Below are 20,906 nucleotides of genomic sequence, written 5' to 3'. Positions count from 1 at the left end.
CCCCGGTGGTGCCGGCCGCCGGGCGCCGGTTCAGTCGTCGTGCAGCGGGCGGCGCACTGCCCAGGGCAGGACGAACCACAGCCCGGCGAAGATCAGCGCGACGACGGAGGTGATGGCCAGGGCCGTGGCGGTCCCGAGCACGACGTCCAGGACGAGCAGCACGGCGCCGGTGAGCGCGCAGGCGAGCAGCATCAGGCCCAGCTGGGCGATGTGGGCGGAGACCTTGACGATCCGCGCCTTGCCGGGGTGGCGGAACAGCCCGCGGTGCAGCGCCACCGGGGTGGCGAACACGGCCGAGGAGATGACGGCCAGCAGCAGGGTGGTGACGTAGACGTCCTGCTGGCCGTCGGTGAGGGTGGCGAAGCGCGGGGTGAAGGCGACCCCGAGCAGGAACGCGAACACGATCTGCACGCCGGTCTGCAGCACCCGCAGCTCCTGCAGCAGTTCCACCAGCCGCCGGTCGGCCCGGGCCCCCGGGCTCTCCGGGCTGCCGGACGGCGACGGCTGGGGCGGCTGGGGCTGCGGTCCGGGCTCGGGTTCGGGCTGGGACGGCGGCGGAGTGCTGGTCATGCGTCACATTCTGCTGGCCCGCCGCCCGGTGCGGTGCCGTCCAGGCGGTGCTGCCAGACGGTGAGGAGGGTCTGCAGGGCGGCGGCCTCCTCGGGGGACAGGAGGGCGAGCAGGCGGTGCTCGTTGCGCATGTGGGCGGTGAACGCTTCGTCGATCAGCCGCAGGCCGGCGTCGGTGAGGGCGACGAGGCGCCCGCGCCGGTCGCCCTCGGCGAGGCGGCGGGTGACCAGCCCGGCGCGTTCGAGGCGGTCGATCCGTTTGGTCATCGCGCCGGTGGTGACCATGGTGTGGGCGGCGAGCTCCCCGGGGGCCCGCTCGTAGGGGGCGCCGGCCCGGCGCAGCGCGGCCAGGACGTCGAACTCGCCCTCGCCGAGGCCGTAGCGGGAGTAGACCAGGGCGAGTTCGCCGGTCAGCCGGGCGGCGAGGCGGTGCAGGCGGCCGATGACGGCCAGCGGGGAGACGTCGAGGTCGGGGCGTTCGCGCCGCCACTGGGCCTGGATCAGCGCCACGTGGTCGGCGTCCGCGCCCGGCGGGGAGGGCGTCCGGGGGTGCTGCTGGTGGTGCTCCATGGGGCCATCCTACCGCCAGTACCTTCCCGGGAAGGTATATTGCCTTCCATGGAAGCCAATCTGCGGTGGGTGCTGCTGGCCGCGGTCGCGCCGCTCGCCTGGGGCGCCAACTACTACGTCACCCACGCCTACCTGCCCGCCGACCGGCCCCTGTGGGGCGCGGCCCTGCGCGCCCTGCCCGCCGGACTGGTCCTGCTCGCCCTGTCCCGCCGCCGCCCGCACGGGCCCTGGTGGTGGCGCAGCGCCCTGCTCGGACTGCTGAACACCGCGGTGTTCTTCGTCCTGCTCTACCTCGCCTCCCAACTGCTGCCCACCAGCACCGCCGCCACCGTCATGGCCGCCTCCCCGCTGGCGATGCTGCTCACCGCCTGGGCGCTGGCCGGGCAGCGCCCGCACCGCGCCCACCTGGTCGGCGCGGTGGTGGGCCTGGGCGGGGTGGCGCTGACGCTGCTCGGCGCGGGCGGCACGGTCAGCGGGGCGGGGCTGGCGGCGTCGGTGGCGGCGATGCTGGTCTCCTGCGTCGGCTACGTGCTGGCCGCCCGCTGGCGCGAGGGCGCGGCCCCACTGGCCGTCACCTCCTGGCAGCTGACCGCCGGCGGCCTGATGCTGCTGCCCCTGGCCGCCGCCGTGGAGGGCGCGCCCCCGGCGATGGACGCCCGCACGCTCCCGGCCTTCGGCTACGTCGCCCTGGTGGCCACCGCCCTCGCCTTCGCCCTCTGGTTCGCGGGCCTGCGCCACCTGCCGGCCGGCACGGTCGGGCTGCTCGGCCTGCTCAACCCGCTCGCCGGCGTCCTGCTGGGCGCCGGCCTCGCGGGGGAGGGGCTCGGCGCGCGCCAGGTGTGCGGGCTGGCCCTGGTCCTGGCCGGCGTCCTGCTCGGCCGCCCCCGCGGGCCCGCCCGCCCTGCCGAAGCCTCAGTCGTGGCCAAATCTATGACCCGCGTCAAGAATTGACGGACCGACAGTCCAACAGTCGGGCCAGGTGATGGTCCAGGACGGCGCGCGCGGCCTCGGGGGAGCGGTGCCCGATCGCCGCGGCCACGGCCACGGCCGCAGTCGCCGCCCGGCCCCGCCCCGTCCTGACCGGCCCCTGGCGCCCGCGCCCCGCTGCGCCGCGCCGGCGCCCGCTGCCCGTAGGCTGGGCGGGCCGTCACCGGCACAGACCGTCACCAGTACTGACAAACACGACAGAAGCGGGCAGGGGCATGCAGTTCGACGACCAGGGCGACCTCGACACCTCGCAGGTGGACGACCGGCGCGGGATCCCGGGCGGGAAGGTCGCCATCGGCGGCGGGGCGGTGGGCCTGATCGTCGTACTGTTCGCGGTCGTCCTGGGCGTGGACCCCCAGTTGCTGGGCCTGTCCTCCGGCGGCGGCTCCACCACCTCCAGCGGCGCGCACACCGCCGGCGAGGTGCAGCAGGCCTGCAAGACCGGCGCGGACGCCAACCGGCGCCAGGACTGCCGGATCGTGGCGGTCACCAACAGCGTGCAGGAGTTCTGGCGCGCCGAACTGCCCAAGCGCACGGGCACCGCGTACCGCAACGCCGAGACGGTGCTGTTCACCGGTCAGGTCTCCACCGCCTGCGGCCCGGCGACCTCCGCCGTCGGCCCGTTCTACTGCCCCGGTGACCGGAAGGCCTACTTCGACCTCGGCTTCTTCAACGAGCTCTCGGCCCGCTTCGGCGCCAAGGGCGGGCCCTTCGCCGAGTCCTACGTCGTCGCCCACGAGTACGGCCACCACATCCAGAACCTCCTCGGCACCATGCAGAAGGTGGGCAGCGACCGCCAGGGCGCCAACAGCGCCTCCGTGAAGCTGGAACTCCAGGCCGACTGCTACGCCGGGGTGTGGGCGCACCACGCCACCACCACCCCGCAGCCCTCCACCGGGCGGCCGCTGATCGCCTCCCTCACCGACCAGGACATCGCCCAGGGCCTGGACGCGGCCGCGGCCGTCGGCGACGACCGGATCCAGAAGCAGGCCACCGGCCGGGTCAACCCGGAGAGCTGGACCCACGGCTCCTCCGACCAGCGCAAGACCTGGTTCACCACCGGTTACCGCACCGGCGACCTCGCCCAGTGCGACACCTTCGGCAAGCTCTAGCCCGGTGAGCCGGCGAACCGGCTCCCGGAGTGCGGCGGCGCGCCCCTGTCAGATGTCAGGGACCGCCGCCGCGCCCGCGTTCCTAGGCTGCTGAGCACCGGCCGGACCCCACGTCAGGCCGCTCACCAGCCAAGGGAGAACCATCCATGCGCAGGATCACCCACGCCGTCGCCGCCCTCGCCCTCGCGACCGCGGCCCTGACCACCCTGACCACCCTGGGCGCCGGCAGCGCCGGCGCCGCCGACGGCTCCTGGGCGGGCTGTCCGTACGGGGCGGTCTGCGTCTACCCGCAGAACCAGAACCCGGCCTCGGCCCCGAGCGAGGTGTACTGGAGCTACGGCGCGCACAACCTGAGCAACCAGTACGGCAACCACTGGGTCCTCAACAACCAGTCCGGCGGCGCCCACGCCCACCTGTGCCGGGGCTCGGGTGGCGGCAGCTGCGTCTACGACATCCCGGCGCAGAACGGCGTCTGGTACGACCTGGGCCCGATCAACTCGATCACCCTCGACCGCCCCTGACGCGTCGTTCCTGACGCACCGGTACCACCTCCGCACGGGGGCGCCCGCCGCACGGGGGACGGCGGGCGCCCCGCCTTCCTGACGCTCCGACAGGTTGATCGACTCTTGAACGGCGGGCCCCGCAACGGGCGCCGCCGTTCCGTCATTTGGAGCTTCCTCCAGGTTTCAACTCCCCGTCAGTGTTCATGAAGATAACGAGTAGAGGCGCATCGCCCGCAGTCTGAATTTACTTATTGACGTCATGTACGCGTTCAGGTTTAACTCCCCCCACCCCGCCGCAGAGCCGCGGCGACGTCAGGGAGAGGCACCCCCATGAACGCAGCACTGCGTCGCGTCCTCATCGCCACCACCGGCATCTCACTGGCCCTGTCCATGGCCGCCTGCGGCAAGGCGGGCGGCGACAAGAAGGACGCGGCCGCTTCCGGAGACGGCAAGTCCATCGGGCTGCTCCTACCCGAGAACGCCTCCTCCACCCGCTACGAATCCTTCGACCGCCCCTTCGTCGAGGCCAAGGTGGCCGCCCTGTGCGCGGACTGCAAGGTCCTGTACAACAACGCCGAGGGCAGCGCCGCCAAGCAGAAGCAGCAGTTCGACACCCTCCTCGCCCAGGGCGTGAAGGTGATCATCCTGGACCCCTTCAACGCCAAGTCCACCCAGGGCTGGGTCCAGGAGGCCGCCGCCAAGGGCGTCAAGGTCGTCGCCTACGACCGCCTGGCCACCGGACCGGTCGCCGCCTACGCCTCCTTCGACAACGAGAAGGTCGGCGAACTCCAGGGCCAGGCCCTCGTCGACGCCCTCGGCCCGCAGGCCGCCGACGCCAACGTCGCCATGATCAACGGCGACGAGGCCGACCCCAACGCCGCCGACTTCAAGACCGGCGCCCACAAGATCCTCGACGCCAAGGTCAAGAAGATCGTCTACGAGCAGTCCGGCCAGTGGGACGCCACCGTCGCCGGCCAGAAGATCGGCGCCGCCGTCACCCAGCTCGGCAAGAACGGCTTCCAGGCCGTCTACTCCGCCAACGACGGCATGGCCGGCGCCATCATCACCCAGCTCCAGGGCGCCGGCATCAAGGTCCCCGTCGGCGGCCAGGACGCCGGCCTCGACGCGATCCAGCGCATCGTCAACGGCGACCAGGCCTTCACCATCTACAAGGCCTACCGCCCGCTCGCCGACTCCGCCGCCGAACTGGCCGTCGCCCTCCTCAAGGGCAAGGACGTCAAGGCCGTCGCCACCGCCACCGTCGACAGCGCCACCGACAAGGCCATCCCCGCCAAGTTCCTGGACGCCAAGGTCGTCACCAAGGCCAACATCGCCACCACGGTCGTCGCCGACGGCCTCTACAAGGTCTCCGACATCTGCACCGCCGACTACGCCGCCGCCTGCGCCGCCGCCGGCCTCAAGTAGCCCGGCCCCGCCCAGCTCGACCCGGGTCCAAGTCCACCACCGCAGAAGAAGGTTCATGTGACAGGCGCACCCGTCCTCCAGCTGCGCTCGGTCTCCAAGCGCTTCGGTGCCGTCCAGGCCCTCACCGATGTCGGCCTCGACGTGCACACCGGTGAAGTCCTCGCCCTCGTCGGAGACAACGGCGCCGGCAAGTCCACCCTCGTCAAGACCATCGCGGGCGTCCACCCCGTCGACGAGGGCACCATCACCTGGCACGGCGAGCCCGTGCGCCTGACCCGCCCCCAGGACGCCCAGGCCCTCGGCATCGCCACCGTCTACCAGGACCTCGCCCTGTGCGACAACCTCGACGTCATCGCGAACCTGTTCCTCGGCCGCGAGAAACGCCGCCGAGGGCTCCTGGACGAGGTCGCCATGGAGCAGCACGCCCGCGAACTCCTCGACACCCTCGCCATCCGCATCCCCGACGTGCGCACCCCCGTCGCCGCGCTCTCCGGCGGCCAGCGCCAGGTCGTCGCCATCGCCCGCGCCCTGGTCGGCGAGCCCGCCCTCGTCATCCTGGACGAGCCCACCGCCGCCCTCGGCGTCGAACAGACCGCCCAGGTCCTCGACCTCGTCGAGCGGCTGCGCGAACGCGGCCTGGCCGTCGTCCTCGTCAGCCACAACATGGCCGACGTGCGGGCCGTCGCCGACACCGTCGCCGTCCTGCGGCTGGGCCGCAACAACGGCGTCTTCCCCGTCGCCGGCACCACCCAGGAGCAGATCGTCTCCGCCATCACCGGAGCCACCGACAACGCCCACGCCCGGCGCCAGGCCCGCCACACCGAGGAGGAGGACGCCGCATGACCACGCCCAGCACCCCCGCCGACACCCCCGCGGCCCCCGGCACCGACCCCGTGGCCCCCGGCGCCGACCCCCGCCTGCACACCCGGGCCGCCGGCCCCGCCGGCTACCTGGACGCCGCCCGCCGGCGCCTGGCCGCCGGCGAGCTCGGCTCCCTGCCCGTCGTCGTCGGCCTCATCCTGATCGCCGTCATCTTCCAGTCCGTCACCGGCCACTTCCTCCAGGCCGACAACCTCACCAACATCACCCGCTTCATCGCCGGCCCCGGCCTCATCGCGGTGGGCGTCGTCTTCGTCCTCATCCTCGGCGAGATCGACCTCTCCCTGGGCTCCGTCGCCGGCGCCAGCGCCGCCCTCGCCGCCGTCCTCGCCGTGCGCCAGGGCGTCGCCGAATGGCTCGCCGTGCTCGCCGCCCTCGCCGCGGCCACCGTCATGGGCCTGCTGCACGGCCTCTTCTTCGCCCGCGTCGGCGTCCCCGCCTTCGTCGTCACCCTCGCCGGCATGCTCACCTGGAGCGGTCTGCAGGAGTACGTCCTGGGCGACCTCGGCACCGTCAACAACCGCCACGGCGGCCTCATCGCCACCCTCGACACCACCTTCCTCGGCGATGGCGACATCGCCTACGCCTGGGCCCTGGCGGTCCTCGCCCCCGCCCTCTACCTGCTTGCCCACCTGCGCACCGCCCGCCGGCGCACCGCCGCCGGTCTCACCGCCCGCCCCACCGCCGACACCGTGGTGCGCACCGGCGCCCTGGCCGTGCTCACCCTCGCCACCGCCTACGCCCTCAACCAGGACCGCGGCCTGCCGCTGCCGCTGGTCGTGCTGGTGGGCGTCGTCGTCCTCACCGACTTCGTCCTGCGCCGCACCTCCTACGGGCGCCAGATCTTCGCGGTCGGCGGCGGCGTGGAGGCCGCCCGGCGCGCCGGCGTCAACGTGGCCCGGGTGCGGATCTCCGTCTTCATGCTGTCCGCGTTCCTGGCCGGCCTGGGCGGGTTGTTCTACGCCTCCCAGCAGGGCTCCGCCGACAAGCAACTGGGCGGCGGCAACGTCCTGATGAGCGCGATCGCCGCCGCCGTCATCGGCGGCACCAGCCTCTTCGGCGGCCGCGGCAAGACCTGGTCCGCGCTGCTGGGCATCCTGGTGATCCAGTCCATCACCACCGGCCTGGACATGGTCCACGCCGCCCAGGCCATCCAGTACATGATCACCGGCGCCGTCCTGCTCGCCGCCGTCGTCCTGGACTCCCTCTCCCGCCGCACCCGCACCACCGCCGCCCGCACCTAGCCAAGCCGAAAGACCCGGGCCCCCGTTTCCTGGCCTGGCGCCCCGCCGCATCGCGGGGCGCCAGGCCAGGAAACGCGCGGCCGCCCCGCCCGAGGAGCCCGGCGCCGGCGAGGCCCCCGCGCACGGATTCACCCGAGGGCGGCTATTGCCGACGTGATGAGCGCACGCGCCCGGGCACCGTAGACCGCGAGGCGCTGCAACTCGCCGAACGCCCGGGTGTAGTCAGCGATCTCGCGGGGCCGGGTGACGTTGACCTCAGCTGTCAACGTCTCCACGACAGCATGCCGATCGTCGTACAGGTAGAACGCTTCGAGGGGCCACATGCCGCGCTGTGCGGTGGACGGGATGACCCCCAGCGACAGCGATGCCAGCGGCATCACCGCCAGCAGATGGCCTAGTTGACCGGCCATGGTCTCCGCGTCACCGATCCGGGAGCGGAGCACCCATTCCTCCATCAGCACAGCGAACCTGTGCCTGCCCTCGTTCAGGAGCCGTCCTCTCGCCACCCGTGCGGCAACGGCGTCGGCCACGTCATCAGGGGTCCCCTGGAACTCCGTGATGGAGTGCATCAGGGCGGTTGCGTACCCGGGCGTCTGGAGGAAGCCGGGAACGACATTGGAGACGTACGTCCGGCACAACTCCGCCCGCTCGTGGAGCGTGTAGAAGTCCTCCTGCACCTGGCGCATCCCTGCGCGGTGCAGCCGACGCCACTCCATGTACATCGACTCGACCGCTCTCGACGTGGCGATCAGGTCGTCCGACTGGTCAGCCGCTGTGCAAGCAGTGCACCATGCCCGAATGTCGGAGTCAGACGGAGGGGTTCGCGCACTCTGGATGCGGGAGACCTTCGAAGGGTTCCACCCGCACCGGAACGCCAGCTGTCTACCCGTCAGGCCGGCATCCTTGCGGAGATCGACAAGGCGGTTGGCAAGGGCAAGACGCGCCGCTTGCGCGCTTGATGACGGAGACGTCGGCATAGGTCTGGCGGTCCGGTGCTCGCAGGGTAAGGGCGGGTCAGACGCTGTACTCGTCGTGCGGGGTGCCACGCTCCCACACAGCCTCGAACGCAGAGGAGACGAGATGAACCGTCGCGGAGTCCTCGGAGAAGGCGAACCCGGGCTCGGCCCAGTCGCCGTACCCCGTGAAGAAGTGGAACAGCACCAGCTTGTCGTCGATCAGCCAGAAGTCGTTCCCCGGCAGCGCGATGTTCGACGTCTGACTCCTCGGCAGCCACCGAACCAGTTCTCCGGCCGCCAGGTTCATCGGGGTAACCGCGTGCTCCCACCGGATGTAGTCGGTCACCGGCTCGGACACGATCCGGGCCCGCCGCATGACCACGCCACGACCGACCGTCTCGCGGACGAGTCCCAGCCACTCGGGCCACCACGACGCTTCGGGGTCCAGCTCGATCTCGCCGGTGCGGGCGAATCGATCGATCTCCTCCGCCTCGTCCTCGACCCACACGGTAGGCGAGCCTCCGCCGCCTGTGCTGGGGTCGATGCCCACAAAACCTAGTGCCATGACGATCTCCAACGTCTGTGGAGTTGCAGGGACGTGCACCACCGTCAGCCCTGCGAGTCAGAAGCACAACCCCGCATGCACGAAATTGCACGAACCCGGGCAGAGCCACACCTCTGACACCCCTCCACGCAAGAGGAGCCGGACTTGTCCAACGGCCGGCGGGCCCTTGGGCCTGTTGGATTCCAACAGGCCCAGAACGCACGAAAGGCCCCTAGAAACCGCCGTGTGGTGCCGAGGCGAGTGGAAGTGGAGGGTGTCGGCGGATGGCGGCCCTGAGGTCCGGCTGACCTGGACGAGCCGACCGCGCTGCGCAGGAAGTCGGCGGGCCCGACTTCCTGCGCACGGTGGGGTGTTGCTCAGGAGCGGGTGGTTCGGGCGGCGCGGTCTCGGCAGTGGGCGAGGGCGTGCTTGATGCGGATGTCTGCGGTGGGGGCGGCGACGAGGAGTTCGCCGGCGTCGACGAGGGCGGTCCAGTAGTGGGCGGGGTCGCCGACGGTAGGGCGGGGGCGGGCGGCGGTGAGGGAGAGGTAGGCGGCGGTGAGGTTCCCGGTGGTGAACCAGCGGGCCAGGCCGTGCTGGTGGCCGGCGCGGATGCCACCCATGGCGTCGATGGCGGCCAGGAAGAGGTCGACAACGGCGAGTTCGGTGGCGTCGAGGGGCTTGGGGATGTCGAAGACGCCGAGGGCTTCGAGGAGTTCGCCGGTGTCGGCCTCGGAGCCGGGGCGGGGGTTGGCGAGGAGGGCGTCGTAGCAGTCGTCGAGGCGGAGTTGGGTGTCGGTGAGGGGGATGCCGAGGGCCAGACAGACGGCGCGGGCGGAGGGCAGCGGCTTGCGGGTGCGGCGGGAGAGGAGGGCGTAGGTCTCGGCAGGGGTCCTGCCGCGGGAGAGGACGTGTCGGGCGAGGGCGGTCAGGGAGGGCTGGTGCATGGGGAGTCGGTCTTTCAGACGGTGGTGAGGGAGGAGGGGGCGATGCGGGCCCAGACGAACTTGCCGATGCTGCCAGGGCGGTTGGCGCAGCCCCAGTGTTCGGCGAGTTCGTCGACGAGGAACTGGCCGCGTCCGTGTTCGTCGTCCGGGGCGACCGCCCGGACGGTGAGTGGCTGGTGCTGGCGTCGTGGACCTCGATGCAGGTCGAGGCAGGTGGGGCGCCCGGCCACCAGCAGGACCTTCATGGTGTTTCCCACCGGATCGTGCTGCTGCCGGTTCACTGTGTGGTCCTGAGCTTGAGGTCGGCGTGGACGGTCTTGCCGTCGGACATGAGGGCGGCGCCCCAGTGGCCCCGGGTGAGCTTGTGTACGAGGTCGAGGCCCCGGCCGCCCTCGGCGTTCGGACCGGCGTCGACCCTCACAGGCAGGATCCGGCAGCCGTCGGTCACCCCGATCCGCACGTCCCTGCCGGTGATCGAGACGATCTCGACGCTCATCGTGAGCTGGCAGCCGGTCTTACTGGCGTTGCCGACGAGCTCGGAGACGATCAGTTCGGCGTCGTCGGCCAGGTCCTCCAAGCCCCACTTGACCAGCACTGTCCGGACCAGGTGGCGGGCTGTCGAAGCCGATTCGGGTCGGTAGGGCAGGTGGACGGCCTGCCGCCTCTCGCCGCCCACCAGGGCCGGGGTGGGGGCAATGGTCGTGTTCACGCCGCCTTCCATCGCCGAAGAGCGAGCAGACGGACAACGTGCGAGGGCCTACCAGTGGCGATCACGGCGCGACTCCGGAAAGAGAGCTGGTGATGGGAGGTTTGGCCGGCGCCAGGCCCACGTGGGAAGCGGCCCGGTGCCGGGCATCCGCCCCGAGGGGCGGGCGGCTTGCATCCAGTGAACGGTCATCACGAGACGGGTGGTGAGGCAAAGTCGGCGGCGTTCTGGTCGGATCCCAGCCGGAAAACTTGACCGTCCCATTGCCTGGTCGCCTGCACGGCAGGTGATGGCGCGGCTACGTTGACTCCATGGTGGTCAACGTCCAGCTCCGTCACCGGATGGCCGAACGCCGCATGACGAAGGTCGAGTTAGCCCGCGAAGTGAACCTGGAGATCGAGATCCTCACCGGGCGGCTCGGCACCGTATCAGAGCGCACAGTGCACAACTGGCTGAGCGGTTCGACCCGGTGGCCACCGGAGAAGATTCGCCGCGCGCTCAAGGCAGTATTCGGCTGTACGCCCGAAGAGCTGGGCTTCGTCCCGACCGGGAGGGCCCGCACCACACCGGAGGAAGACGTGAGGCGACGCGACTTCATAGCGGCGGCCGGCGGTACGGCGGTCACCGTACTCACCCCTACCCCTGCAGCGTCGGCAGGTAGCCGCATCGGCATCACCGACGTGCAGAACCTGCAACGGCGCTTTACTGAGGTCATCGCCAGCGACCACCGTCACGGCGGCCGGCTCAGCATCGAGTCCAAGGCCGCATCGCTCGCCGACGAGGCCCTCGAACTGCAGAAGAACGGCATCGCGACCCAGCGGATCCGGGCCCAGCTGTACGCCAGCGCGGCGGCCTTCATGTCCTCGGCGATGTGGGCCGCGATCGACGGCCGCCGCTTCGATGCCGCACTCGAACACCACCGGAAGGCCGCCTCCCTGGCTGCTATGTCCGGAGACTCCGGCATCCAGTTCCGGATCTGGTCCCACGCGGGAAGTATGTACCGGCATCTGGGACAGGTGGGCGACGCTCTGGCAGCCAACGACGTGGCCCGCAGCCTGCCGATCGCCCGCCGCGACCCGCTGTTCGCCTCCCTCGGGCACGCCCGCCACGCGGCCATCCACGGCCTGACAGGCGACTCCAACGCGGTCCGCCGTTCGCTCGGACACGCACAGGACGCTCTCGACCGGGTGGACCAGGCAGCCACCCGACCGGTGTGGATAACCGCCTTCTACGATCAGTCCGAGCTCGACTCCCTCGCCCTCGCCGCCCACCTGGCGGCCGGGAACTGGGAGGACGCCGAAGCACGAGCCCACCGCAGCATCGCCCAGCGGCGCGACGCCATGCGGCGGTCCATCGCGATCACCACCGTCCGCCTCGCCAGGGCCCAGCTCGGTCAGGGGGACCTGGAGCCTGCGGTCGCCACGGCGATGTCCGTGCCGACCGCAGGCTCCACCCACCCCCGTGTCAAGCGCATGCTGGCGGCCTTCGGCACCAACCTGCATGAGCGGGCGCCCGGCAGCACATCGGACAGGACCTGGACCGCGTACACTCACGACACTTGGAGGACCACCGCGTGACCGTCGAACTCCGCCACCACACTGCGTTGGCGCCCGAGGCCCGACAGGATCTGCTGGACGTCTACGCCGACGTGCGCGGCCCGCTGCTGCACCTGCCGAACTACCGTGTCGCCGCATTCACCGAACGCCTTGACCGGCATACCGCCGAGCCCGGCTTCGAACTCGTCCTCGGCTACGACGGTGAACTGCCGGTCGGATACGTCTACGGCAACACCGTCGAGGCCGGCGACCGGTACTGGAAGCGCATGACCGATCAGCTTCCCGACGGCTGGACCGACACGCCGACCCTGGCCATCAAGGAGATCGGCGTGCGCACGCCCTGGCGTGGCACCGGCACCGCCCGTCGCATCCACGACGCACTGCTGGCCAACCGCACCGAAGGCCGAGTCACGCTGATGGTGAACCCGCTCGCCGGGGACGGGAAGGTCCAGCGTCTCTACGAGACCTGGGGCTACCAGGCGTTCAACGCCCAGCAGCCATCACCGGAATCGCCTCGATTGACGGCGATGATCCGTCCGACCCGCTGAACTCCGCGACGGCGACCCTGCGCGTGAGGCCGTCGAGCACGGGCAAGCCCTCGCCGCCCGGCGATCGCGCGGGCGCCTGGCCGCCCTGCCCCTTCCCTCTTCGGCATGGAAGCGGAACACCACCCCATGCCGGACCAGGAACGCGTCATCAGGATCCGCCGCCCTATCTCGACCTGATCGCCGGCGGCACCAAGACCGTCGAGGTGCGCGTCGGCTACCCGAGCATGCGAAAGATCCATCCGGGGCAGCTGCTCGTCTTCGAGTCCGGGGACGCCCGCTACCGCACCCGGGTCACCGAGGTGGTGGAGTACCCGGGCTTCGACGCGATGCTCGACGCCGAGGACCTGGAGGCGATCGGATCCGAGGGGGTGAGCCGGGCCGAACTCCTCGCCGCCTATCGCGAGATCCACCCGCTGGAGAAGGAGCGGCTCGGCGTCCTCGCGATCCACCTGCGGCTCGCCCCGTAGCCGGGGAGCGACCGCGCTGCGCGGGAAGTCGGCGGGGCCGACTTCCTGTGCGCGGAACGGGTTTTCAGGTGCGGGTGGTGTGGGTGGCTTGGGTGCGGCAGTGGGTGAGGGCGGGTTTGAGGCGGGGGCCGGGGGAGGGGGTGGCGGTGAGGAGTTCGCTGAGAAACCGCTGGGCATCGGTTCGGCCTTGACCTACGATCGCGCGAATGATCACTCATGGAGCGATACTCGACACCGCCCTCGCCCGGATCACCGCTGGTTACGTGTTCCCCGAGAAGACGGCGGCCATGGAAGTGGCGATCCGGAACCGGCTGGCGGAAGGCGCTTATGAGGGCCTGGACGAGCGGGGGCTGTGCGAGCGGGTCACGGAGGACTTGCAGGGGGTGTGTCCGGACAAGCACCTGCGGCTGCTGTGGAGCGAGGAGCCGCAGTCGATGGACGAGGAGCCGGAGGACGTCGCCCGGGCCCGGTTCGAGCGGTACGCCCGGGAGAAGAACTACGGCATCCGGCGGGCAGAGCAGCTCGACGGCAACATCGGCTACCTCGATCTGCGCATGATTCCCCCGGCCGGGGTGGGCGGTCCCGCGATCGCCGCCGCGATGCAACTGGTCGCTTCCACCGAGGCGTTGGTCATCGACCTGCGGCAGTGCAGCGGCGGTTCACCGGAGGGTGTGCAGCTGTGGTGCAGCTACTTCTTCGCTGACGACGAGGTGCACCTCAACGACATCTACGACCGGGCTACCGACTCCACCCGCCAGTACTGGACCCTCGGGCACCTCGCCGCGCCGCGCTATTCGGACCGTCCGGTGGCGGTGCTGACCAGCGACTTCACGTTCTCCGGTGGGGAGGAGCTGTCGTACAACCTGAAGGTGCTCAAGCGTGCGACGCTGGTCGGGCAGACGACGCGTGGTGGCGCCCACCCGACGGCCCGTATTCCTGTCGCGCCGCATGTGACGGTGACCGTGCCGGCGGCCCGCTCGATCAACCCGGTCACCGGCACCAACTGGGAGGGCGTTGGCGTGGAGCCGGACGTGGCGGTTGCCGCTGAGGATGCGCTGGAGAAGGCACTGGAACACCTTCGCGCGTAGTCGAGTCCCCCGGCTGCTCAGTCCTGAGCAGCCGGGGGGCCTATCGAGGCAACTGGTGCGGCGCGGTCACGCTCAAGGCTCAGCCACCACGTGGTCCCGCCGCCCCCGTGAGCGGCGGGACCCAAGGGGTGGCGGGACCAGGGGGTGGCGGGTCAGGCGGGGCGGATGCCCGGGTTGCCGGCCTCGGTGACGAAGGAGGCGGCGGTGGTGACGGTGCCGCCGGGGCGGGTGATGTGGGAGACGGCCCGGTAGTCGGCGCGCACCTGGTGGCGGTCCAGGGTGAGCGTGGTGTAGCCGCGCCGCCCGTCGTAGAACTTCATGTGCGGGTTGGCCGACATCAGGTTCTGCCAGTTGGACGGCCGCTCCTCGCCGTCGCCGTCGCTGCTGATCGAGGTGCCGACGAACTCCACGCCCACGGTGCGCGAGTCCGGCTTGTCGAAGTCGCGCTTGACGTCCAGGGCGTAGGCGACGTGGACGTCACCGGTGAGCAGCACCAGGTTCTCCACCCCGGCCCGGTCGACGGCGGCCAGGAAGCGCTCGCGGGCGGCCGGGTAGCCGTCCCAGGCGTCCATGGAGAGCTTGGAGCGCTCGGCGGTGGTGTTCTTGCGGCGGGAGAAGACGACCTGCTGCGGCACGACGTTCCAGGTCGCCCGGGAGCGGCGCAGGCCCTCGGCGAACCAGCGCTCCTGGGCGGCGCCCATCAGGGTGCGCCGCGGGTCCTCGGACTCCGGGGTGGGGTACTGCCAGCCGTCGCCGTTGGCCTGGTCGTCGCGGTACTGGCGGGTGTCGAGGATGTCGAACTGCGCCAACTGCCCGAAGTGGACGCGCCGGTAGAGGGTGAGCTCGGTGCCGCGCGGCTGCGGCATCCGCAGCGGCATGTTCTCCCAGTACGCGCGGTAGGCGGCGGCGCGGCGGGCGATGAACGGCGCCGGGTCCTGGCCCTTCTCGGGGATGCCGGCCGCGTAGTTGTTCTCCACCTCGTGGTCGTCCCAGGTGACGTACCAGGGGTGGGCGGCGTGCGCGGCCTGGAGGTCGGGGTCGTTCTTGTAGAGGGAGTAGCGCAGCCGGTAGTCCTCCAGCGTGGCCGTCTCGTGGTCGAACAGCGCCGGCAGGGTGCGGTCGGTGTACTTGCGGTCGCCGCCCGCCGCGTCGATGCCGTACTCGTAGATGTAGTCGCCGACGTGGAACACCGCGGCCAGGTCCTCGTCGGCGAGGTGGCGGTAGGCGGTGAAGTAGCCGTCCTCGTAGGCCTGGCAGGACACCAGTCCGAAGCGGACGGCGTCCAGCCTGCGCCCGCGCTCCGGCGCGGTGCGGGTGCGCCCCACGGGGCTGCTCCAGGTGCCGACGGTGAAGCGGTACCAGTACACCCGGTCCGCGTCGAGGCCGTCGACGTCCACGTGCACCGCGTAGTTGAACTCGGCGTGCGCGCGGGCGCTGCCGCGCCGCACCACCTTACGGAACCGCTCGTCGCGGGCCAGCTCCCAGCCCACCCGCACCGAACCGGTGGGCGGCAGGCCGGCGCCGGGCTCCAGCGGGCGCGGCGCCAGGCGGGTCCACAGCACGACGGATCCGGGCAGCGGGTCGCCGGAGGCCACGCCGAGGGTGAACGGGTCGCCGGTGATGGCGCGCGGGCCGAACTCGGCGTCCTCGGCGTGCGCGGACGGCAGGTTGACGGTGAACGCCAGCGCGGCGGCGGCCGAGGTGACGGTGAGGAAGCGGCGCCGGTCCAGCCGCGCGGCGGCCTCGCGCAGCTGCTGGTCGGGGGAGGGGCGGTCGGCAGGGCGGGTCATGGGGTGAAGGCCTTTCGCTGCTCGGCGGTGTGCGAAGGAATTCGAGTGGACCGCGCCGTACGCCAGGGGTCGGAATTCCGGCAGCCGAGTGATCATCTGATGGGGGATCAGTGAAGGTCCGACAAATCCCCCGGATGGACGGAAACGGACGCGCGTAGCGCCACCCGCGCGACCGGTCCACTTGGCCCGCGGCCGCAGGCCCTCCCGCCCCCGACCGGGCCCGCCACCGGCCCCGGCCCGCCCGCAGGCCCCGCACCGCGGCCGCCCGGCAAAGCCCCGAACCCGTACGAGGGGACGGCTGCTCCGTACCCGGAACGGGCCGCGCGACGAGAGCCACCCCCACTGCACACAGGCGCTGGCAAAGTCAAGAAAAACCACCCGAACGGGGGGGTCCACTTCTACGCCGGAGGGCGGTCGTGATGTACAACACGCTGGCACCCCAAGCGAGTTGACTGATAGGAATCACCCCGGGGGACCCGACCATCAGCTCACACCTCTGGGAGGGAACCATGAAGAACCGCTTCGTACGTCGTGCGGGTGTTGTGGTGGCCGGCCTCGCCGTCCTGACAGTCGGCTTCGGCAGCACGGCGGCCATGGCGGCCGCCCCGGCCCCTGCCCTGGCCCCGGTCGCAGTGGTCCAGAACGTCACGCCCGCCATCACGGCCGTGCAGACCTGGACCTACGTCACCGGCCCGCTGGAGACCACGCTCACCCTCGACACGACCGCCCGCTCCGCGTCCATCGTGGTGTACGCGAACGTGCCGCTCCTCGGCAAGGTCAAGGTCGGCAGCGCCTCCGGCAGCCTGACCGAAGGCATCACCTTCCACCTGGGCCTGTCGCCGTTCGTCAACGGCACGCAGAGGTTCTACCTGGTCGGCGACGACGTGCACCTGTACTACGACTTCGACGCGCTCGGCAAGCACTACACGGGCGACGTCAAGCTCGGCACGCTCCCGCCGTTCTAGCAGCCCCGCTCCACACCTCCGGCGCCGCCCGCCGCCCCCGCGACCCGGGGGCGGCGGGCGGACCCACACCCGCACCAGCCGCCCGGCCCCCGCCACGGCCACCCGCGCGAACGCCGGCCCTACAACTGCTGCGGCAGCCAGCCGTTCTGCACCGCCCGCATCCCGAACTCGAAACGACTGCGCGCACCCAGGCGCTCCATCAGATCCGTCGCCACCCGCCGCGCCGTCCGCGACGAAACCCCCAGCCGCTTGGCGATCGCCTCGTCCGTCAGCCCCTGCGCCAGCAACCGCACCACCGTCGCCTCCTGCGCACTGAGCCCGCCCTCGTCCCGCACCGCCGACGGCCCCAGCTCCCGCGCCTGACCCCACACGTGCTCGAACAGCGCGCACAGCGCCACCAGCGTCCCGTGACCGGTCAGCACGACCGCCCCCGCACGGGTGTCCTCCCCGCTCACCGGGATCAGCGCCGTCGCCCGATCGAAGATGATCATCCGGGTCGGCAGCTCCGGCACCGTCCGCACCTCCCCGCCCAGCTCCGCCAACCAGCCCACGTACGCCACCGTCGGCTGGCTGTTGCGCACACTGTCCAGGTACACCGTCCGCATCCGCACCCCCCGGTCCAGCAGATCCCGGTCATGCGGCCGGGACGCCTCGATGCTCTCCGGAGAATGCCCGCCACCCGGCGCGAAGGTCATGATCTCCGCCGTCAGGCCACGGGCCAGCGACGCGATCCGGTCCCGGATCTGGTCCAGGCCCACCAACTGCTCCACCCCCGCGTGCGAGGCGGCCGGCCGCAGATCCGCGTACTCCGCGATCAACTGCGCGGCCGCCGCCCGGGACGCCTCGATCCGCAGCTGCTGCGCCGCCAGATCCGCCTGCTGGCGGGCCATCAGCAACTCCATGCCGACCTGCGGCGACACCGCACGCAGCTCGCCCTCCCGCTCGTAGGAGGGCCGGATCAGCGCCAGCTCGCTCAGCAGGTCCAGACAGCGCCGGACCTCCTCCTCGCTGCGCCCGAGCCGCTCCGCCAGCGCCCGCACCCCGTCGCCGGGATGCGCGAGCATGCTGCGGTAGACGCTCTCCGACACGGCATCCAGCCCGAGTGCGGTCAGCATGCCTCGTTACCCCCCGGTGTGTAAGGCCTGAATCGCCAATCGCTGCGTACGCGATCATCGCACGCGAGTGCGAGAGGGGGCCAGCAAGCGGTCCTGGACGGTTCCGGACACCGCCGGAACCGTCCAGGTTGATCCTCTATGCCGGGATGTCGACGGTTCGGCAGAGTCCGTTCCATGTACCTGATTCACGCCGAGATCCAGGCCCCGGCCCCGGCCTCGGGAGCAGCGCTCGCGCCCGACACCGCCGGGGTGCTGCTGGCGAGCGCGCGGCCCCAGGAGCGCATCGAACACGTCGCCGTGCACGAGGGCGCCGGGCCCGGCGCCGTCCTCGGCGTCTACCTGGTCGCCGGCCGGCTGAGCGCCGCCGAGACCGTCGTCGACGCGTTCTGCCGGCGCGCGGTCGAGACCGTCCCCGCGCTGCGCGGCTGGACGCTCACCCGCGTCGGCGCCCCGCTCGTCGCGCCGTTCTACGAGCGCCTGCTGGACTGATCCGGCCCGGCTGGACGGATCCGGACGCTGCCGCTTCCGTCCACCGGAGAACCCTTCCACCCGCCCTGAACTGCGACGAAGCTAGTACTCGCCAGCAGGGCCCACCGCCCGGAGGCAAACCGGCCGAGCGTCTACCGCGGGACGCGACACCGGACTCACCGCCACCCGTCCAGTTCTCGAAAGAGGTCAACTCCCATGCTTCGCACCCCGCTCGCCAAGGCCGCCGCGGTCGCCGCCCTCGCCCTCGCCGCCGCCCTGCCGATCGCCGGCCAGGCCTCGGCGAACACCATCTGGGACAGCCCCGCCCCGGCCCCGGCCGCCACGACGGCGAACACCATCTGGGACGCCCCGGCCCCCGCCCCGGCCGCCACGACGGCGAACACCATCTGGGACGCCCCGGCCCCCGCGCCGGCCACCGTGACCCCGGCGAACACCATCTGGGACTGACCCGCCCCGCGCCGGCCACCGCCGTGAACACCCTCCGGGACTGACCCGCCCCGCCGCCGCCCGAGGCCACCCGACCGCTGCTCCTGCAGGGTAGCTGTCCGCCTCCCTCCGGGCCACGCCCCCCGACTTCCCGTGCCCGCACCGGGCGCCCACCGCCGCTCTCACCCCGTCAGGACGTGTCGTCGTGCCCTCCGCGCTCTCCAAGCTCGCCCGCGTCACCCTCGCCGCCTCCATCGCCGCCTCCGGCGCGATAGCCGCCACGGCCGTCACCACCACCGCGGCCCACGCCGCCGCCTCGTCCACCGTCGGCGGCCAGATCACCCGGTCGGAGATCCTCTCCCGCGCCCAGTACTGGTTCAACCAGAACCCGGGCCTCACCTACAACCAGGGCGCGACCTTCCCCGACTCCAGCGGCCGCTACTACCGCAAGGACTGCTCCGGCTACGTCTCCATGGCCTGGCACCTGGGCTACAGCGCCACCACCCAGTCCATCGCCACCGACGAGAGCTACGAGATCCCGCGCAGCGACCTGCGCCCCGGGGACGTCCTCAACAGCTTCTACGACCACGTCCTGCTCTTCGAGAAGTGGGACGACCCCGGCCACACGACCTTCTCCTACTACTCCTTCGGCTCCACCCCGGTGAAGCACATCGCCGGCGCCTCCATCAACGCCGCGAAGTTCGACTCGCACCCCAACGGGGACTACAAGGCGCGGCGCTACAAGAACGTCGTCGAGGACGTCAGCACCTCCCCGTCCTCGCTGCCCTCCGGCACGCTGGTCAAGTCCCCGAACGGCGCCTCGGTCAAGGTCATCATCAACGGCGCGGGCCTGCCGGTCGCCGGCTCCGACGTCGCCGCCGACGGCTACGACCTGAGCAAGATCGTCCAGGTCGACGACGGTGCCTTCAACGCCCTGCCCACCGTGCCGCCGCCCGGCACCGTGGTCCACGACCAGGCCGGCGGCTCCTCCCGCTACGTCGTGGTCGGCGGCGCGGCACTGTTCATCTCCGGCGCGGACTGGACCGCCGACGGCTACAACACCCGCGCCGACATGGGCGTCCCGTCCAGCTGGCTGCAGGGCGCGATCAACACCGGCCCGGCCACCGGACTCGTCGTGATGGACCAGTCCGGCACCGACGCCGGCCGCTACGTCGTCGTCAACGGCACCGCCATGCACATCTCCGCCGCCGAGTGGACCGCCGACGGCTACAACACCCAGTCCCTGATGGGCGTGCCCAGCGACTGGCTGAAGGCCGCCATCGCCAAGCCCATGCCCAACGGCACCGTCCTGATGGACCAGTCCGGCACCGACCCCAGCCGCTACGTCGTCGTCAACGGCGCCGCCGTGCACATCTCCGCCTCCGAGTGGACCGCCGACGGCTACAACCTCCAGTCCCTGATGGGCGTGCCCGGCGAGTGGCTCAACACCACGGCCAAGAAGACCGTCCCGGACGGCACCCTGATCAAGGGCCAGGCCGGCACCGACCCGTCGATCTACGTGATGGCCAACAACTCCGCACTGCCGATGACCAGCGCCGAGTTCACCACCGTCTACGCCAACCAGCCGGTCCTGGGCGTCCCGGAGGAATGGGAGGCCGCCGAGGTCGCTCGCCCGCTCGCCAACGGCACCCTGATCACCGACGCCGCCGGCACCGACTCCACCGTCTACGTGATGGCCGGCGGCCTGGCCGTCCCGCTCACCTACGCCGACTTCACCGGCTACGGCTACGACAAGCTGCCGCTGCGCGGCGTTCCCGGCAGCTGGGAGCAGTCGGCCGCCGCCAAGAGCGCCCCCGCCGACGGCACCCTGCTCCAGTCCTCCGACGGCCCCACCGTCTGGCAGGTCGTCAACGGCGGCAGCAAGAAGGCGGCCGCACCCGGCTCCTACAACGCCGCCGACGTGGTGAAGGTCCCGACCGCGCTGACCGCCAAGCTCCCCACCGTCGCCTGACGCACCCACCCCGCCAGGGCGGCCCGGCCACCGCAGGCCGGGCCGCCC

23 protein-coding genes are annotated in these 20,906 nt (G+C 71.6%); 14 read left to right on the top strand and 9 right to left on the bottom strand.

The annotated features are described in order from the left end of the window. Positions 1–30: 30 nt before the first annotated feature. Positions 31–570, bottom strand: a complete 540-nt coding sequence (locus AB0O82_RS33230; RefSeq protein ID WP_363587884.1) for a DUF6328 family protein — start codon at positions 568–570, stop codon at positions 31–33. Next, positions 567–1,139 carry a MarR family transcriptional regulator gene (locus tag AB0O82_RS33225; protein WP_363587882.1) on the bottom strand — a complete coding sequence of 191 codons (573 nt, stop codon included), beginning with the start codon at positions 1,137–1,139 and terminating at the stop codon, positions 567–569. The genes AB0O82_RS33230 and AB0O82_RS33225 overlap by 4 nt, the downstream gene beginning before the upstream one ends. A gap of 48 nt (positions 1,140–1,187) precedes the next feature. Here AB0O82_RS33225 and AB0O82_RS33220 point away from each other — a divergent pair, with 48 nt between their 5' ends. The 6 genes from AB0O82_RS33220 to AB0O82_RS33195 all read left to right on the top strand — a co-directional run bounded on the left by AB0O82_RS33220 (position 1,188) and on the right by AB0O82_RS33195 (position 7,289). Continuing rightward, entirely contained in the window at positions 1,188–2,090 is a 903-nt protein-coding gene (locus AB0O82_RS33220) for an EamA family transporter (RefSeq protein ID WP_363587880.1), read from the top strand. 251 nt (positions 2,091–2,341) lie between these two features. After that, positions 2,342–3,238 (top strand): neutral zinc metallopeptidase, encoded by an 897-nt coding sequence (locus tag AB0O82_RS33215; RefSeq protein WP_363587878.1) that lies wholly within the window; start codon positions 2,342–2,344, stop codon positions 3,236–3,238. A gap of 146 nt (positions 3,239–3,384) precedes the next feature. Then, entirely contained in the window at positions 3,385–3,759 is a 375-nt protein-coding gene (locus tag AB0O82_RS33210; protein WP_363587876.1) for a hypothetical protein, read from the top strand. Between the two features lie 312 nt (positions 3,760–4,071). Continuing rightward, positions 4,072–5,166, top strand: a complete 1,095-nt coding sequence (locus AB0O82_RS33205) for a substrate-binding domain-containing protein (RefSeq protein ID WP_363587874.1) — start codon at positions 4,072–4,074, stop codon at positions 5,164–5,166. A 57-nt stretch (positions 5,167–5,223) separates the two neighbouring features. Beyond that, positions 5,224–6,009 carry an ATP-binding cassette domain-containing protein gene (locus AB0O82_RS33200; protein WP_363587872.1) on the top strand — a complete coding sequence of 262 codons (786 nt, stop codon included), beginning with the start codon at positions 5,224–5,226 and terminating at the stop codon, positions 6,007–6,009. Continuing rightward, positions 6,006–7,289 (top strand): sugar ABC transporter permease, encoded by a 1,284-nt coding sequence (locus AB0O82_RS33195; protein ID WP_363587870.1) that lies wholly within the window; start codon positions 6,006–6,008, stop codon positions 7,287–7,289. Before AB0O82_RS33200 ends, AB0O82_RS33195 begins: the two co-directional genes overlap by 4 nt. A 128-nt stretch (positions 7,290–7,417) precedes the next feature. Here the strand turns inward: AB0O82_RS33195 and AB0O82_RS33190 are convergent, their stop codons facing one another. The 5 genes from AB0O82_RS33190 to AB0O82_RS33170 all read right to left on the bottom strand — a co-directional run bounded on the left by AB0O82_RS33190 (position 7,418) and on the right by AB0O82_RS33170 (position 10,445). After that, positions 7,418–8,266 (bottom strand): helix-turn-helix transcriptional regulator, encoded by an 849-nt coding sequence (locus AB0O82_RS33190; RefSeq protein WP_363587868.1) that lies wholly within the window; start codon positions 8,264–8,266, stop codon positions 7,418–7,420. Positions 8,267–8,303: 37 nt separating this feature from the next. After that, positions 8,304–8,822 carry a DUF6879 family protein gene (locus AB0O82_RS33185; RefSeq protein WP_363587866.1) on the bottom strand — a complete coding sequence of 173 codons (519 nt, stop codon included), beginning with the start codon at positions 8,820–8,822 and terminating at the stop codon, positions 8,304–8,306. A gap of 344 nt (positions 8,823–9,166) precedes the next feature. Next, positions 9,167–9,736, bottom strand: coding sequence for a hypothetical protein (locus AB0O82_RS33180; protein ID WP_363587864.1), 570 nt, complete (start codon positions 9,734–9,736; stop codon positions 9,167–9,169). A 14-nt stretch (positions 9,737–9,750) separates the two neighbouring features. After that, a complete protein-coding gene (locus AB0O82_RS33175; RefSeq protein WP_363587862.1) occupies positions 9,751–9,993 on the bottom strand; it encodes an ATP-binding protein in 243 nt (80 codons plus the stop codon). A gap of 20 nt (positions 9,994–10,013) precedes the next feature. Beyond that, a complete protein-coding gene (locus AB0O82_RS33170; RefSeq protein WP_363587860.1) occupies positions 10,014–10,445 on the bottom strand; it encodes an ATP-binding protein in 432 nt (143 codons plus the stop codon). Positions 10,446–10,753: 308 nt separating this feature from the next. On the opposite strand from AB0O82_RS33170, the gene AB0O82_RS33165 reads away from it, so the two are divergent. The 4 genes from AB0O82_RS33165 to AB0O82_RS33150 all read left to right on the top strand — a co-directional run bounded on the left by AB0O82_RS33165 (position 10,754) and on the right by AB0O82_RS33150 (position 14,101). Beyond that, complete coding sequence (locus tag AB0O82_RS33165; RefSeq protein ID WP_363587858.1) at positions 10,754–12,019, top strand: helix-turn-helix transcriptional regulator; 1,266 nt, start codon at positions 10,754–10,756, stop codon at positions 12,017–12,019. Beyond that, positions 12,016–12,546: a GNAT family N-acetyltransferase gene (locus AB0O82_RS33160; protein ID WP_363587856.1), complete on the top strand. Its 531-nt coding sequence runs from the start codon at positions 12,016–12,018 to the stop codon at positions 12,544–12,546. Before AB0O82_RS33165 ends, AB0O82_RS33160 begins: the two co-directional genes overlap by 4 nt. Before the next feature lie 23 nt (positions 12,547–12,569). After that, positions 12,570–13,013, top strand: coding sequence for an ASCH domain-containing protein (locus AB0O82_RS33155; protein ID WP_363587854.1), 444 nt, complete (start codon positions 12,570–12,572; stop codon positions 13,011–13,013). 263 nt (positions 13,014–13,276) lie between these two features. Next, on the top strand, positions 13,277–14,101 hold the full coding sequence (locus AB0O82_RS33150; RefSeq protein WP_363587852.1) for a S41 family peptidase: 825 nt from the start codon (positions 13,277–13,279) through the stop codon (positions 14,099–14,101). A 152-nt stretch (positions 14,102–14,253) separates the two neighbouring features. On the opposite strand, the gene AB0O82_RS33145 is transcribed toward AB0O82_RS33150, so the two are convergent. Then, on the bottom strand, positions 14,254–15,891 hold the full coding sequence (locus AB0O82_RS33145; RefSeq protein WP_363587850.1) for an alkaline phosphatase D family protein: 1,638 nt from the start codon (positions 15,889–15,891) through the stop codon (positions 14,254–14,256). A 509-nt stretch (positions 15,892–16,400) separates the two neighbouring features. On the opposite strand from AB0O82_RS33145, the gene AB0O82_RS33140 reads away from it, so the two are divergent. Further along, on the top strand, positions 16,401–16,856 hold the full coding sequence (locus AB0O82_RS33140) for a hypothetical protein (RefSeq protein WP_363587849.1): 456 nt from the start codon (positions 16,401–16,403) through the stop codon (positions 16,854–16,856). A gap of 119 nt (positions 16,857–16,975) precedes the next feature. On the opposite strand, the gene AB0O82_RS33135 is transcribed toward AB0O82_RS33140, so the two are convergent. Continuing rightward, positions 16,976–17,971 (bottom strand): helix-turn-helix transcriptional regulator, encoded by a 996-nt coding sequence (locus AB0O82_RS33135; protein ID WP_363587847.1) that lies wholly within the window; start codon positions 17,969–17,971, stop codon positions 16,976–16,978. A 174-nt stretch (positions 17,972–18,145) separates the two neighbouring features. On the opposite strand from AB0O82_RS33135, the gene AB0O82_RS33130 reads away from it, so the two are divergent. The 3 genes from AB0O82_RS33130 to AB0O82_RS33120 all read left to right on the top strand — a co-directional run bounded on the left by AB0O82_RS33130 (position 18,146) and on the right by AB0O82_RS33120 (position 20,858). Beyond that, complete coding sequence (locus AB0O82_RS33130; protein ID WP_363587845.1) at positions 18,146–18,460, top strand: hypothetical protein; 315 nt, start codon at positions 18,146–18,148, stop codon at positions 18,458–18,460. A 195-nt stretch (positions 18,461–18,655) separates the two neighbouring features. Then, positions 18,656–18,907, top strand: coding sequence for a hypothetical protein (locus AB0O82_RS33125; protein WP_363587843.1), 252 nt, complete (start codon positions 18,656–18,658; stop codon positions 18,905–18,907). Positions 18,908–19,091: 184 nt separating this feature from the next. Further along, entirely contained in the window at positions 19,092–20,858 is a 1,767-nt protein-coding gene (locus tag AB0O82_RS33120; protein ID WP_363587841.1) for a hypothetical protein, read from the top strand. Positions 20,859–20,906 lie beyond the last annotated feature (48 nt).

It is taken from the genome of Kitasatospora sp. NPDC088264, assembly GCF_040685715.1.
In the GTDB taxonomy this organism is placed as follows: domain Bacteria; phylum Actinomycetota; class Actinomycetes; order Streptomycetales; family Streptomycetaceae; genus Kitasatospora.
Note: the sequence above shows the minus strand (reverse complement) of the source record. Positions and strands in the feature narration are given on the sequence as shown.

What these genes read in the sequence shown, in the direction of transcription:
- AB0O82_RS33205 (WP_363587874.1), top strand. Translation starts at nt 4,072, where the DNA reads ATGAACGCAGCACTGCGTCGCGTCCTCATCGCCACCACCGGCATCTCA.
- AB0O82_RS33180 (WP_363587864.1), bottom strand. Translation starts at nt 9,736, where the DNA reads ATGCACCAGCCCTCCCTGACCGCCCTCGCCCGACACGTCCTCTCCCGC.
- AB0O82_RS33215 (WP_363587878.1), top strand. Translation starts at nt 2,342, where the DNA reads ATGCAGTTCGACGACCAGGGCGACCTCGACACCTCGCAGGTGGACGAC.
- AB0O82_RS33230 (WP_363587884.1), bottom strand. Translation starts at nt 570, where the DNA reads ATGACCAGCACTCCGCCGCCGTCCCAGCCCGAACCCGAGCCCGGACCG.
- AB0O82_RS33210 (WP_363587876.1), top strand. Translation starts at nt 3,385, where the DNA reads ATGCGCAGGATCACCCACGCCGTCGCCGCCCTCGCCCTCGCGACCGCG.
- AB0O82_RS33220 (WP_363587880.1), top strand. Translation starts at nt 1,188, where the DNA reads ATGGAAGCCAATCTGCGGTGGGTGCTGCTGGCCGCGGTCGCGCCGCTC.
- AB0O82_RS33130 (WP_363587845.1), top strand. Translation starts at nt 18,146, where the DNA reads ATGTACCTGATTCACGCCGAGATCCAGGCCCCGGCCCCGGCCTCGGGA.
- AB0O82_RS33225 (WP_363587882.1), bottom strand. Translation starts at nt 1,139, where the DNA reads ATGGAGCACCACCAGCAGCACCCCCGGACGCCCTCCCCGCCGGGCGCG.
- AB0O82_RS33190 (WP_363587868.1), bottom strand. Translation starts at nt 8,266, where the DNA reads ATGCCGACGTCTCCGTCATCAAGCGCGCAAGCGGCGCGTCTTGCCCTT.
- AB0O82_RS33195 (WP_363587870.1), top strand. Translation starts at nt 6,006, where the DNA reads ATGACCACGCCCAGCACCCCCGCCGACACCCCCGCGGCCCCCGGCACC.
- AB0O82_RS33125 (WP_363587843.1), top strand. Translation starts at nt 18,656, where the DNA reads ATGCTTCGCACCCCGCTCGCCAAGGCCGCCGCGGTCGCCGCCCTCGCC.
- AB0O82_RS33145 (WP_363587850.1), bottom strand. Translation starts at nt 15,891, where the DNA reads ATGACCCGCCCTGCCGACCGCCCCTCCCCCGACCAGCAGCTGCGCGAG.
- AB0O82_RS33165 (WP_363587858.1), top strand. Translation starts at nt 10,754, where the DNA reads ATGGTGGTCAACGTCCAGCTCCGTCACCGGATGGCCGAACGCCGCATG.
- AB0O82_RS33140 (WP_363587849.1), top strand. Translation starts at nt 16,401, where the DNA reads ATGAAGAACCGCTTCGTACGTCGTGCGGGTGTTGTGGTGGCCGGCCTC.
- AB0O82_RS33135 (WP_363587847.1), bottom strand. Translation starts at nt 17,971, where the DNA reads ATGCTGACCGCACTCGGGCTGGATGCCGTGTCGGAGAGCGTCTACCGC.